Genomic DNA, 13014 nt, shown 5'->3' on the forward strand with positions numbered 1-13014 from the left:
TAGAAGGCGCGCCATGAGCGCCGCCCCGGAAAAAACCCTTCGCCAGACCGCCGCCGAGTTCGGCCTCAAGGGCGAGGAATACGACCTGATCGTCCGCCGCCTCGGCCGCGAGCCGAACCTCGTGGAGCTGGGCGTCTTCTCGGTGATGTGGTCCGAGCACTGCTCATACAAGTCCTCGCGGAAGCACCTGGGCAAGTTCCCCACCAAGGGGCCGGCCGTGATCCAGGGGCCGGGCGAGAACGCGGGCGTGGTCGACATCGGCGACGGGCAGGCCTGCGTCTTCAAGATGGAGAGCCACAACCATCCGTCCTACATCGAGCCCTACCAGGGCGCGGCGACGGGCGTGGGCGGCATCATGCGCGACGTCTTCACCATGGGCGCGCGGCCGGTGGCGCTGCTGAACGCCCTGCGGTTCGGCTCGCCCGATCACCCCAAGACGAAGCGGCTGGTGGCGGGCGTGGTCTCGGGCATCGGCGGCTACGGCAACTGCGTGGGCGTGCCGACCGTCGCGGGCGAGACCAACTTCCACCGCGGCTACGACGGCAACATCCTCGTCAACGCCATGTGCGTGGGCCTGGCCGACGCCGACAAGATCTTCTACTCGGCCGCCCCGGCGCCAGGCCTGTCGGTGGTCTATTTCGGCTCAAAGACCGGGCGCGACGGCATCCATGGCGCGACCATGGCCTCCGCCGAATTCGACGACGCCTCGGAGGAGAAGCGTCCGACCGTGCAGGTCGGCGACCCCTTCGCCGAAAAGCTGTTGATCGAGGCCACCCTCGAGCTGATGGCCTCGGGCGCGGTGGCCGCCATCCAGGACATGGGCGCGGCCGGCCTCACCTCCTCGTCTGTCGAGATGGCCGGCAAGGGCTCCGTCGGCATCGAGCTCGACCTCGACCAGGTGCCCCAGCGCGAAGACAACATGTCGGCCTACGAGATGATGCTCTCGGAAAGCCAGGAGCGCATGCTGGCGATCCTCAAGCCGGGGCGCGAGCAGGACGGCCATCGCATCTTCGAGAAGTGGGGCCTGGACGCCGCGGTGATCGGGAAGACCACCGAGACCGGCCACCTGGTGCTGAGGCACCGCGGCGAAGTGGTCGCCGACGTGCCGCTCGCCCCCCTGTTCGATGACGCCCCGCTCTACGATCGGCCTTGGGTCGCGCCCCAGCCGCAGCCGAAGCTCACCGCCGCCGACGTGCCCGCCCCCGCCGACTGGAAGGCGGCCGTCCTGCAGCTGATGGGCGCGCCGGACATGGCCTCCAAGCGCTGGATCTGGGAGCAGTACGACCGCCACGTGATGGCCGACACCCTGGAGGACAGCGCCACGGGCGCGGACGCCGGAATCGTACGGGTTCACGGGACGGACAAGGCGCTGGCCGTGACCTCCGACGTCACCCCGCGCTACGTGCAGGCCGATCCTTATGAGGGCGGCAAGCAGGCGGTGGCGGAGGCCTGGCGCAACCTGACGGCGGTGGGCGCGAACCCGATCGCCATCACCGACAACCTGAACTTCGGCAATCCCGAGCGCCCCGAGATCATGGGCCAGATCGTGCGCGCCATCGACGGCATGGCCGAAGCCTGCGCCGCGCTGGAGTTCCCGGTCGTTTCAGGGAACGTCAGCCTCTACAACGAGACCAATGGCCAGGCCATTCCGCCCACCCCCACCGTCGGCGGCGTCGGCCTGCTGAAGGACTGCCGCAAGCGAGCGGACTTCTCCAACCTCAAAGCCGGCGACAGCCTGGTCCTGGTGGGCGAGACCGAGGGCTGGCTCGGGGCCTCCATGTACCTGCGCGAGGTGCTCGGTCGCGAGGAGGGCGCGCCGCCGCCGGTCGATCTTGCCGTCGAGAAGCGTAACGGCGACTTCGTGCGCGGGTTGATCCAGCGCGGCGAGGCGGCCACCGTCCACGACCTCGCCGACGGGGGACTGCTGGCCGCCGCGGCCGAGATCGCCCTGGCGTCAGGCGTGGGCGTCAGCCTCGATGTCGCCGACCACGCCCAGCTGTTCGGAGAGGACCAGGCCCGCTACCTGCTCGGCGTCGGCGACCCCGAAGCCGTCCTGGCCGCCGCCCAGGCCGCGGGCGTGCCCGCCGCCGTGGTGGGCCGCGCTGGGGGCGAAGCGCTCACCGTCACCGGCGTGCTCGACCTGCCGCTGTCCGAGCTGCGCGCGGCCCACGAAGGCTGGATGCCACGGTTCATGGGAAGCTGATGAGTGAGCGGCCGCACCTCGCCGCGGCCCTGGCGCTGGTCGGCCAGCCCGGCTCACGCCAGGCTATCCCGACGCCGGCCGCCGTCCTCGACCTCGACGCCTTTGAAGCGAACCTCGCCCTGATGGCCGAACGGGCGCGCGCCGCTGGCCTGGCGCTGCGTCCGCACGCCAAGTCGCACAAATCCGCCTGGATCGCGCGGCGACAGATGGAAGGCGGCGCCGTCGGCGTCTGTTGCGCGAAGCTGGCCGAAGCTGAAGCCCTGGCGGCTGCGGGGATAGGGGCGATCCTCGTCACCTCGCCCATCGCAGGGCAGGCGAACGCCGCGCGCGCCGCGCGCCTCGCCGGCGAGTTGCAAGACTTCCGGATCGTCGTCGACCACGCCGACGGCGTCGCCGAGCTCGCGGCGACCGGGCAGGCCATGCAGGTGCTGATCGACGTGGACGTGGGCCTCGGCCGCACCGGCGTCCACAGCGCCGATCAGGCGGCGGATGTCGCCCGCGCCATCCTGCGCCATCCACGGCTGCGCCTGCTTGGGGTGCAGGGCTACGGCGGCCACTGGCAGCACATGCAAGGGGCGAACGCCCGGGCCGCCGCGGTGGCCGACGGCATGGCCAGGCTCTCGGCCGCCATCGCCGCTATCCGTGAGGCTGGCGGACAGGTCGAGGTGGTCACGGGCGGCGGCACGGGCACCTTCGCCGCCGATATGGCCCAGGGCGTGCTCACCGAGGTCCAGCCGGGCTCGTACGCCTTCATGGACCGCGAGTACCGCGACGCGCTCGGCGCCGATCCCGACGGCGCCTTCCGCCAGGCGTTGTGCGTCGCCACGACAGTGATCAGCGCCAATCATCCCAAGTGGGTGACCGTCGACGCGGGCCTGAAGGCGCTCTCCACCGATGGCCCCGCGCCCGTTCCGGCGACACCGGGCTTCGAGACGGCGAGCTTCCGCTTCTTCGGCGACGAGCACGGCATGCTGAGCCGGCCCGAGGGGCGCCAGGTCGGTCGCGGCGAGCGGACCGACCTCGTCCCGGGCCACATCGATCCGACGATCGACCGCCACGACGTCCTCTGGCTGGTCCGCGGCGACGTGCTGGAGGGCATGATCCCGGTGGAGGGCCGCGGCGCCAGCCAGTAGGCTGCCAGCCATGGCTGACACCACGAACCGCTACTGGACGCTTGCTGACGGCCCCGTGCCGCCCTGGCCGGAAGACGACACCTTCGAGATGCGCGAGGCGCCGATCCCCACGCCGGGCGAAGGCCAAGCGCTGACCCGCACGATCTATGTCTCGCTGGACCCCTACCAATGGGGCTACAAGCGCCGCCGCGTGGAGCCGGCGGGCGCGCCCTGCCACGCGCGCACCGTGGCCCAGGTCCTGGAGAGCCGGATCCCGGGCCTGGCGCCCGGCGACTTCGTGTTCAACACCAACGGCTGGGCCGAGTACGGCCTGATGGGAGAAGGCGTGCCGCGGCCGGGCTATATGGTCCCGCGCAAGCTCGACCCGTCACAAGGCCGGATCTCCCATGCGGTCGGCGTGCTGGGGATGCTCGGCCTCACCGCGTACGCCGGCATGATCCTGCAGTGCGATCCCAAGCCAGGTGAGACGGCGGTGGTCTCGGCCGCATCCGGCGGCGTCGGGCAGATCGCCGGACAACTGGCCAGGCTCCGTGGCGTGCGGGTCGTCGGCGTTGCCGGCCGCGACGAGAAGTGTCGATTCGTCGTGGACGAGCTTGGCTTCGACGCCTGCGTTTCTCACCTCAGCCCCACTTTCGCCGAGGACCTGGCCGCGGCGTGTCCGCAGGGGGTGGACGTCTACTTCGAGAACGTCGGCGGTGCGGTGTTCGACGCCGTGCTGCCGCTGTTCCGCCCCGGGGCGCGAATGACCATCTGCGGCTTGATCGCCCACTACGGCGACACGGGCGGCGACGCCCGCGCGGCGGAGGCCGCCCGCGCCGAGGCGCGGGGCGTGGCGGTCAGCGACCTCTTCGTCGGCGACTATGTGGAAAGCCACCACGACGCCTTCCTCGCGGACATGGCGCCTTGGGTCGCCGAGAGGAAGGTCCGCTACCTCGAGGACATCCGGGCGGGTCTGGAAACGATCCCCGCGACTTTCGCCGAGATGCTGCGCGGCGGCAACTTCGGCAAGATGCTGGTGCGGGTCTCCGAGGATCCCACCTTGGCGACAGCCTGAGAGCCGCAGGCCAACATTCCACCGGCGACGAAACGAAACGTCCCACCTCCCGATTGATGCGGCGAGCCGCGCAACGCGCGTCATCAACCGCCAGGGAGACCGAGCCATGCCCGATAAGCATCCGAACACCGTCCGCTGGGGCGGCCCGGGAGCCAGCCACGAGGATCGCACCAAGCCCATGCCGCCGAAGCCCCCGGCGCAACCCGAGGGCGCCGCCAGCACCAATCCCCGCGTCAGCCAGTCTTCCGGCGGCGGCGGCGAGCGGGATGAGAAGCACAGCCACGTGGACGCGCTGCGAAGCTCCAAGTCGCACACCACCGGAACGCCCAGCCCCACGTCCAGCAAGGACTGGCGACCCAACCGTTCCCAGCACGACCGCGAGGCCGACATGGCGGCGCGCGAGGCGGTCGGCGAGCCCCGCAGCTTCCGCAACGGGGCGCCTGAGGACGCCGGCTCGCCCGATGCGCCGGACGCCGGGCATGGGACCCCGGTGCGGGTCACCTACGAGGGCGACCTGGACGACGCGGCCGGTGTCTCCGGCGAAGCGGAGCAGCGTGTCCGCCGCGCGATCGCCCGTTTCGACCGCGACCTCTCGGAGGTGCAGATCTTCCTTTCCGACCAGACGCCGGTCGGCAGCCCAGGCGCGAAGACCTGCACCATCCAGGCCATGCCACACCGCGGCGACACCGTGGCCGTGACCGAGTCCGCGGGCGAGCTCGACAAGGCCGTCATGGCCGCGTCGCGCGAGTTGGCCCAGCGGCTGTCCGACATGCTCGGCTACGGCGGCGGCAAGCCGGACGCGGCCGGGGAGGCCGCGCCGCAGGCCTGACGCCGCCGGGCGTCCTCAGAGGCTGCCCTGCACTCGATAGAGGCGGGCGTAGGCGCCGCCCGCCGCCAGGAGGTCGTGGTGGGTCCCCTCCTCCACGATCCCCTGTTCGGCGAGCACGATGATCCTGTCGGCCCGCTGCACGGTGCTCAGCCGGTGGGCGATGACGATGGTCGTCCGCCCGCTGGCGAGGCGGCCGAGCGCCTGCTGCACCGCCCGCTCGCTGTCGTTGTCGAGCGCGCTGGTCGCCTCGTCGAAGATCAGGATCGCTGGGTCCTTGAGGAAGGCTCGGGCGATGGTCAGCCGCTGCTTCTGGCCGCCGGACAGCTTCACCCCGCGCTGACCAATGTCGGTGTCGTAGCCGTTCGGCAGGGCCATGATGAAGTCGTGGGCGTTGGCCGCCTTCGCCGCCGCCACGACCTCTTCCCAGCTGGCGTCCGGCCGGCCGTAGAGCAGGTTCTCGGCCACCGTGCCGGCGAACAGGTACACGTCCTGCTGCACCAGACCGATGTGGCCTCGCAGCGAGGAGAGCTGCACGTCACGCACGTCGCCCCCGTCGATGGTGATCGCGCCCGCTGTCACGTCGTAGAAGCGGGGGATCAGAGCGCAGAGCGTGCTCTTGCCGGCGCCCGAGGGGCCGACGATCGCAACGAACTCGCCTGGCCGGATGTGCAGGTCGAGCCCCCGCAGCACGTGGCGCTCGCCCTCGCCGTATCGGAAGCTTACGTCATGGAAGGCGATGTCGCCCCGCGGCCGGGACAGGGCCGCCGCGCCCGGCCAGTCGCGGACGTCCGGCTCCACCTCGAGGATCTCCATGACGCGGGTGAAGCCGGTGTAGCCCTGCTGCCAGAGGCGCGCGAAGTTCGCCAGCCGCTGGATCGGGTCGACCAGGACCGCCACGCAGAGCAGAAAGGTCAGGAGGTCGGCCACGCTCAGCCCCGCCTGCGCCACACGAACAGCGCCGGCGACGATGACGATCACCGTCAGCAGTTGTCCGAAGACCGACAGCCCGACCGAAAAGAACGCCTCGCTCCGGTAACCTGAGCGGCGGCTTTCCAGGAAGCGGCGGTTCTCAGCTTCGAACCGGTCGACTTCCAGCGCCTCGTTCGCGAAGGCCTGCACCACCCGCACGCCGCCGAGGGCGTCCTCGACGCGCTCGTTGATGATGGCGATCTGGGCGCGGCTGGCCTTCAGCGCCACCATCATGCGGCGGTTGAAGACCAGCGCATAGGCCGTGGCCAGCGGGATGGACACCAGCAGCAGCAGCGTGAGCGGCAGGTCGATCATGGCCAGAATGGCCGCCGCGCCGCCCAACTTCAGGACGGCTATGGCCAGGTCCTCAGGGCCATGATGGTAGAGTTCCCCCAGGTTGTGGAGGTCGTGGGTGATGCGGCTCATGAGCTGACCCACCCGCTGTCGGTCGTGGAAACTGAACGACAGTTTCTGGCAGTGGGCGAAGACCTCGTGACGGAGGCGGGCCTCCATCTTCGCGCCCATCACGTGGCCCTGGTAGTCGACGAAGAGGCCGCTGACGGCCTGCACCCCCAGCACCGCAAGCATCAGCCCGCCCATCGCCCAGACCTGTCCGAGCGCGTCGGCGCCGTCAGGGATGGTGGTGAGCCGCTTCGTCACGTAGTTGGCGCAGAGCGGCAGGAGGAGCGCCGTGCCCGACACCAGCATGGCGCAGGCCAGGTCCGCGGCCAGCAGGGGCAGGTGCGGGCGGTAATAGCTCAGGAACCGCCGCAGGCGGGCGCGGCGGAGCTTCGCCGGGGCGGCGGCGGAGGCGGGCGAGATTTCCCCGGCCGGGCGGCCTGCGGGGGTGAAAGCCCCCGGGCGCGGCTTCGGGTGAGGGTCGCTAGCCGGCGCGTCTGCGCGCGCCTGCGCCCTCCGGATCTGGGAAAGCATGCAGCTTCATGTCCTGTGGGTGGGCTGGGTTGAGCTTGGACATGAAGGTTCTCATCCCGCCCTCCTTGGTCGGACGCTGCATGGAGCCGGGATACTGGCGTTCGGCGAGGCCGCGCGCAAGCCCGGGATCCTAGGCGAGGCCGCGTTTCAGAAGCTCCAGCCCCGCGGCTGCAAAGGCACGCATGTTCGCAGAGCGGTCGCTGCTGGCGGTCTCGATGGTCAGCACGTGCTCGATGGGACCAGAGATGGCGACGCAGGTGTGCCCGGGCGCATCGCCATAACCGTTCCCCGTCGGTCCCGCCGCCCCGGTCTCGCTGAGCCCCCAGGTCGCGCCGAACCGCTCCCGCGCCGTACGCGCCAGCAGCAGGGCGTAAGGCTCGCTGGCCGAGCGCATGCCGGCCAGCGCCTCGCGCGGGATGTCCATCAGCAGGACGCGGGCCTTGGGCGTGTAGACCACCGCCCCGCCCAGGAAGTACTTCGACGCGCCTGGCACAGCGAGCAGCGCCGCCGAGATCAGTCCACCGGACGAGCTCTCGGCCACAGACACCGTTTCGCCCCGCGTCTTGAGGGCCTCGCCCACCTCGGCCGCCAGCCGCTCGAGTTCCTCGTCCATCCCTGCCCCCTTGGCGCGCGCTGCAATCGGCGCCCATGATGGCCGCCATTTCCAAGAAGACCAATTTTCCCGGGAGGATTTCCATGGACGCCCAATCGCAGTGGACGGGGCTGGACGCCGGCCGGCTCGAGCAGATCACCGAGCACCTCGAGCGGAACTATATCGCGCCCGGCAAGATCGCCGGCTGCCAGGTGACCGTCGCGCGGCACGGCCACATCGCCTACGCCCGCAGCTTCGGCCAGATGGACCGCGAGCGCGGCAAGGCCATGGCCGACGACACCATCTTCCGCATCTATTCGATGACCAAGCCCATCGTCTCAGTGGCGCTGATGATGCTGTACGAGCGCGGCTACTTCCAGCTGAACGACCCCGTCAGCCGCTACGTCCCCTCGTGGAAGAACCACCGGGTCTGGGTTTCGGGGTCCGGCGACGACATGGTGACCGAGGCGCCGAACCGGCCCGTCAGCTTCCGCGACGTGCTCTCCCACACCGCCGGCTTCACCTATGGCGGCGGCCTGCCTGGCGTCGGCGTGCAGCACCCGATCGACCACATCTACCGCGCGTTGAAGATCCGCTCCTTCGACGCGGCCGACACCATGCAGGGCTTCCTCGACAAGCTCGGGCAGGTGCCGCTGCGCTACCAGCCCGGCACGGCCTGGATGTACTCCCTGGCCACCGACGTCTGCGGCGCCCTGGTGGAGGTCATCTCGGGCAAGCCGCTCGCCCAGTTCCTCGAGGACGAGATCTTCCAGCCGCTGGGCATGAAGGACACCGCCTTCTGGGTCCCCGAGGGCAAGACCGAACGGCTGGCGGCCAACTACCAGCGCGGACCCGACAAGCAGCTGAAGCTGATCGACGACCCGGCCAACAGCAACTTCACCCGTGAGCCGGGCTTCAAGTCCGGGGGCGGCGGTCTCGTCGGCACCAGCGCCGACTACCTGCGGTTCTGCGAGATGCTGCGCCGCGGCGGCGAGCTGGACGGCGCGCGGATCCTCGGGCCGCGCACCATCGAGCTGATGCACATGAACCACCTGCCGGGCGGCCGCGAGCTGACGGAGCTGGCCATCGGCGGTTTCTCCGAGACGGCGTACGACGGGGTGGGCTTCGGCCTGGGCTTCGCCTCCACCCTGGACCAGGTCCGTTCGGGCGGCCTGGGCGTGGGCGACTTCTACTGGGGCGGCGCGGCCTCGACCATCTTCTGGGTCGATCCGAAGGAGGACCTCTCCGTGGTCTTCATGACCCAGCTGATGCCGTCCGGCACCTTCAACTTCCGCGGCCAGCTGAAGAGCATCATCTACTCAGCGATCATCGACTGACGTGGCCGGCCTGCTGGTCAACATCGATGTGCCTGATCGGGCGGCGGCCGAGCGCTTCTATGTCGAGGCGTTCGGCCTGACGCCCCTCCGCCGGTTCGGGAACAACGGCGTCGAGCTCGCCGGCTGGCCAGTGCGGCTCTACCTGCTCCAGAAGGCGGAGGGCACGACCGGCGCGGGCGCGGACCCGCGCCGGTATGCCCGCCACTGGTGCCCTGTGCACCTTGACGTCGTGGTCGACGATATTGACGCGGCGCTGGCCCAGGCGACTGCCGCCGGCGCCACCGTCGAGACCGGGATCCGTACCGACAGCTGGGGGCGGATCGTCACCCTGGCCGACCCGTTCGGCCATGGAATCTGCCTCGTCCAGTTCCTGAACCGCGGCTACGACGAGATCGCCACCCCCGCCTGAGGAACCGGGTTCGGCGAGCGGGAACAATCGCGAAGCTACACTGGTTCGGCGCCAGCAAAGCCTGGGAAGGCCCAGCTGGCGTCAAATGACGCTGTCCGGGCCGCTCTTGGGCGACCTTGGAGAGCTGACCGATGAAGACCGTCCTGACCCTGGCGGGTGTCGCCGCCGCCTCGCTGATGGCCACCGCCTGCGCCACCGTCGACCACTCCGCCGCCCGGGCTGAAGCCGCCCAGACGCTGGCGAACGCCCAGAGCCTGGACTTCCACGTGCACGAGACCGTCGGCCGTACCGCCGTCGCGTGGGGTGACCGCTATACAGCCGCCAACCTCTTCGAGCGCGCGGTGGACAAGGAAGCCACCGTCACCGGCTGGTTCAACCTGGCCGCCACCTATGAGCAGACCGGCCGCCCCGCCCAGGCCATCCCGCTCTACCAGCGGGTGGCTCAGCACGGCCAGTTTCTGTGGGGGGTGACCAGCGTTGACCAGCGCAACCGCGGCGCCCCTCTGGAGCGCTTCAACCTGGCCGACGAGGCGACCGCCCGCCTCGCGCGTCTGCGCGAGCGTCGGCAGTTCGCATCGAACGCCTTTGCCGCGACCGAGCTCGGCACGCCGGCCGCCGCGACCGTGGGCGCCCCGACCCGCGCGCGCCTGTCGGACGCCGAGGCGATGGCGCGCGACGCCGCTGCGAACCCTTGAGTCCAAGCGCCGCCGCCGCCTCCGCGCGGCGGCGGCCTGCTGGTCTCTGGACCTTCGGACGAGGCGCGCTTAAGTCCAGCCCATGCCCATGAGCCAACCCGACCTGGAAGCCGCCCTCAAGGAAGGCTTCCCCGACGCCCAGATCGAGGTCACGGACCTCGCCGGTGATGGCGACCACTACCGCGCGCGCATCGTCTCGGCGGCGTTCAAGGGCCTGCCACGTGTTCGTCAGCACCAGCTGGTCTACGCCGCGCTCAAGGGGCGGATGGGCGGCGAGCTGCACGCGCTGGCCCTGGAGACCTCCGCGCCGGCTTGACCCGCAGGGGTCCCGTCCCTAGCTCTTGCCCACTGATTTCCCTCGCCGAAAGGGCGATGCCATGACCGACGCCGCCACCAGCAACCCCGTGCACGACTGGATCGCCACCTCGGTGGCCGAGAACCCGGTGATCCTGTTCATGAAGGGGGAGCCGGAGCAGCCCCGGTGCGGCTTCTCCGCCGTGGTGGTGCAGATCCTCGACCACCTGGGCGTCGATTTCGTGGGCGTCGACGTGCTGCAGAGCGAGCCTCTGCGCGAAGGGATCAAGACCTTCAGCGACTGGCCCACCATCCCGCAGCTCTACGTCAAAGGCGAGTTCGTCGGCGGCGCTGACATCGTGCGCGAGATGTTCCAGACCGGGGAGCTGAAGAGCTTCCTGGAAGAACAGGGCGTCCTGGCTCAGTAAGGCGCCGTCCGGCGCTTGACGAAACTGCTGGAGCCGCCTGCGGGCCGGCAGGTCTTCTCGCGCCCGTTCGAACCCAAGCCCGAGCACATCGACGCCAACGGCCACGTCAACAACGTGGTCTACCTGGGCTGGGCCCAGGAGCTGGCGATCGCCCACTGGGACAGCCTCGCCCCGCCGGAGGAACGCGCCAGATGGGCCTGGATCGCGCTCCGTCACGAGGTCGACTACCGCCGCGCCCTGCTGCCGGGGGAGACCGCGCTGGGCCGCACCTGGGTCGCCGAGACCTCTGAAGGTCCGCGCTTCGACCGCTACGTCCGCATCGACGGCCCCGACGGCGCCATGTGCGCCCAGGCCGTCACCACATGGGTGCTGATTGAGCAGGCCACCGGCCGGCCAAGGCGCGTGCCGGCGTGGATGCTGGAGAGGTTCTGCTGAGCAAGCGCGGCGCGGCCGGTCGGCGCGTGCTCACAGTGGCGGGATCAGCACGCGCAGCGCCTGCGCGCGCTCCAGGTCCTTAGGCCGGCCGAAAAGCTCGAGGATATCGATCTGCTCCGCCAACTCTGGGGTGAAGAGCCCGCCCACCGCCGTTCGGGTGCGCGGTACGAGCGGGCGCCAGCCCTGCAGGCTCAGCACCTGGAAGCCGCCCATCACGTCCACCGGCATGGACGCCCCGGACCACTGGAAATAGACCTCCGAACGGAAGCGCGGACTGGGCGACGGCGGTCTTGGCGCGACGCCCCAGCGGGCGGCGAGCCGGCGCGCGTCGTCTGGCGAGACCAGGAGGTCCACATCCGCGACATCCAGGCCCCTCAATCCGTGCAGCGCCATGGCCGCGCTGCCGATGATCCACCAGTCGTCCCGCAATCCCTCCGCTGCCTGGGCGACGGGGGTGAGGGTGGCGGAGAGCTCGGGGTTCACGGCGCACCGATCGGGTTGACGATCGCCACCCGCGCCCGGGGCGGCAGCCCGAGCTCCTCCCACCGGAAGAGCAGTTCAGCACGCCCGCCCGCAGGCGCGCGGCAAGGATCCAGCCTGCGTCGGGCGAAGGCCAGCGCGACGCCGCCAGGCCGCGGTTCGGCGTAGAAGGTCCAGTCCGCGCGCCCGGTGCAGCCCTGAGACGCCACGATCAGGCGCAGCCCCCGCCTGTCGGCGACCACATCGTACAGTGGCTCCAGTTCGGCCAGCGTCTCGCCCGGCGTCCACGGCAGCAGGGTCGGGGGGACCGTGGCGCAGCCGGCTGACGCCAGCCCGGCGAGCAGGAAGAGCCGGCGATTCATCGCCGCCAATGGGCCACAGGACGGTCCAAAGCAAAAGGCCCCGGATCGCTCCGGGGCCCCCGCGTTTCTTGCTCTTGGTCGGCGTCTTAGGACGCGTAGAACTCGACCACGAGGTTGGGCTCCATCTTCACCGGGTATGGCACTTCGGCCAGTTCCGGGGCGCGGACGAAGGTGGCGGCCATGCCCTTGCCGTCGACGGTGATGTAGTCGGGGGTGTCACGCTCGGAGGACTGCAGGGCCTCCAGCACCAGGGCCATGTTGCGCGAGCGCTCGCGCACCGAAACCACGTCGCCCGGCTTCACGCGGTAGGACGGGATGTTCACGCGCTTGCCGTTCACCAGCACGTGGCCGTGATTGACGAACTGGCGCGCGGCGAACGGGGTCGGCACGAACTTGGAGCGATAGACCACCGCGTCCAGGCGGCTTTCCAGCAGCGCGATCAGGTTCTCCGAGGTGTTGCCCTTGCGGCGGGCGGCTTCCTGGTAGATCCGCGAGAACTGCTTCTCGGTCAGGTTGCCGTAGTAGCCCTTCAGCTTCTGCTTGGCGCGCAGCTGGAGGCCGAAGTCCGACACCTTGCTCTTGCGGCGCTGGCCGTGCTGGCCGGGGCCGTAGGCGCGGGTGTTGATCGGAGACTTCGGGCGGCCCCAGATGTTTTCGCCCATCCGGCGGTCGAGCTTGTACTTGGCGCTATGGCGCTTGGACATAAGTCACTCTTCATCTGACCCGAGCCGGCGCCCTCGATATGAGGGCGCGATTGCAACGGCGGCTTCGCGTCGACCCGTCATAGGTTCCGGCGCCGGCCGGGCGGGCCCGGCGGCTGGAAGGGCGCGTATATGCTGGGCGGGCCTGCGGGAGTCAAGA

Annotated in this window: 15 protein-coding genes; 10 read left to right on the top strand and 5 right to left on the bottom strand. The window is 70.3% G+C overall.

The window, feature by feature from the left end; all coding sequences use genetic code 11:
- Positions 1-13: 13 nt before the first annotated feature.
- From purL to VIL67_RS11265, 4 genes are all read left to right on the top strand, one after another.
- The gene (purL, locus tag VIL67_RS11250; protein WP_332048989.1) at positions 14-2203 is read left to right on the top strand and encodes a phosphoribosylformylglycinamidine synthase subunit PurL; all 2190 of its coding nucleotides are present in this window, start codon (positions 14-16) and stop codon (positions 2201-2203) included.
- On the top strand, positions 2203-3336 hold the full coding sequence (locus VIL67_RS11255) for an alanine racemase (protein WP_332048990.1): 1134 nt from the start codon (positions 2203-2205) through the stop codon (positions 3334-3336). Before purL ends, VIL67_RS11255 begins: the two co-directional genes overlap by 1 nt.
- 10 nt (positions 3337-3346) lie before the next feature.
- Complete coding sequence (locus tag VIL67_RS11260) at positions 3347-4390, top strand: NADP-dependent oxidoreductase (RefSeq protein WP_332048991.1); 1044 nt, start codon at positions 3347-3349, stop codon at positions 4388-4390.
- A 106-nt stretch (positions 4391-4496) separates the two neighbouring features.
- Positions 4497-5219, top strand: a complete 723-nt coding sequence (locus VIL67_RS11265) for a hypothetical protein (RefSeq protein ID WP_332048992.1) — start codon at positions 4497-4499, stop codon at positions 5217-5219.
- 15 nt (positions 5220-5234) lie between these two features.
- On the opposite strand, the gene VIL67_RS11270 is transcribed toward VIL67_RS11265, so the two are convergent.
- Both VIL67_RS11270 and VIL67_RS11275 read right to left on the bottom strand, forming a co-directional pair.
- Positions 5235-7121 carry an ABC transporter ATP-binding protein gene (locus VIL67_RS11270; protein ID WP_332048993.1) on the bottom strand — a complete coding sequence of 629 codons (1887 nt, stop codon included), beginning with the start codon at positions 7119-7121 and terminating at the stop codon, positions 5235-5237.
- Between the two features lie 130 nt (positions 7122-7251).
- Positions 7252-7734, bottom strand: a complete 483-nt coding sequence (locus VIL67_RS11275; protein WP_332048994.1) for a CinA family protein — start codon at positions 7732-7734, stop codon at positions 7252-7254.
- An 83-nt stretch (positions 7735-7817) separates the two neighbouring features.
- Between VIL67_RS11275 and VIL67_RS11280 the strand changes: the two genes are divergently transcribed.
- From VIL67_RS11280 to VIL67_RS11305, 6 genes are all read left to right on the top strand, one after another.
- On the top strand, positions 7818-9050 hold the full coding sequence (locus VIL67_RS11280; protein ID WP_332048995.1) for a serine hydrolase domain-containing protein: 1233 nt from the start codon (positions 7818-7820) through the stop codon (positions 9048-9050).
- Position 9051: 1 nt separating this feature from the next.
- Positions 9052-9459, top strand: a complete 408-nt coding sequence (locus VIL67_RS11285; protein WP_332048996.1) for a VOC family protein — start codon at positions 9052-9054, stop codon at positions 9457-9459.
- A gap of 131 nt (positions 9460-9590) precedes the next feature.
- Entirely contained in the window at positions 9591-10154 is a 564-nt protein-coding gene (locus tag VIL67_RS11290; protein WP_332048997.1) for a hypothetical protein, read from the top strand.
- 82 nt (positions 10155-10236) lie between these two features.
- Entirely contained in the window at positions 10237-10470 is a 234-nt protein-coding gene (locus tag VIL67_RS11295) for a BolA family protein (RefSeq protein ID WP_332048998.1), read from the top strand.
- A gap of 61 nt (positions 10471-10531) precedes the next feature.
- A complete protein-coding gene (gene grxD / locus VIL67_RS11300; protein WP_332048999.1) occupies positions 10532-10876 on the top strand; it encodes a Grx4 family monothiol glutaredoxin in 345 nt (114 codons plus the stop codon).
- 15 nt (positions 10877-10891) lie between these two features.
- Positions 10892-11311, top strand: a complete 420-nt coding sequence (locus VIL67_RS11305; RefSeq protein ID WP_332049000.1) for an acyl-CoA thioesterase — start codon at positions 10892-10894, stop codon at positions 11309-11311.
- Between the two features lie 30 nt (positions 11312-11341).
- Here the strand turns inward: VIL67_RS11305 and VIL67_RS11310 are convergent, their stop codons facing one another.
- The 3 genes from VIL67_RS11310 to rpsD all read right to left on the bottom strand — a co-directional run bounded on the left by VIL67_RS11310 (position 11342) and on the right by rpsD (position 12857).
- Positions 11342-11794, bottom strand: a complete 453-nt coding sequence (locus tag VIL67_RS11310) for a hypothetical protein (RefSeq protein ID WP_332049001.1) — start codon at positions 11792-11794, stop codon at positions 11342-11344.
- Entirely contained in the window at positions 11791-12153 is a 363-nt protein-coding gene (locus tag VIL67_RS11315) for a hypothetical protein (RefSeq protein WP_332049002.1), read from the bottom strand. The genes VIL67_RS11310 and VIL67_RS11315 overlap by 4 nt, the downstream gene beginning before the upstream one ends.
- An 86-nt stretch (positions 12154-12239) precedes the next feature.
- Positions 12240-12857, bottom strand: a complete 618-nt coding sequence (rpsD, locus tag VIL67_RS11320; protein WP_332049003.1) for a 30S ribosomal protein S4 — start codon at positions 12855-12857, stop codon at positions 12240-12242.
- Between the last annotated feature and the right edge of the window lie 157 nt (positions 12858-13014).

Source organism: Phenylobacterium sp. (assembly GCF_036563385.1).
In the GTDB taxonomy this organism is placed as follows: Bacteria; Pseudomonadota; Alphaproteobacteria; order Caulobacterales; family Caulobacteraceae; genus Phenylobacterium.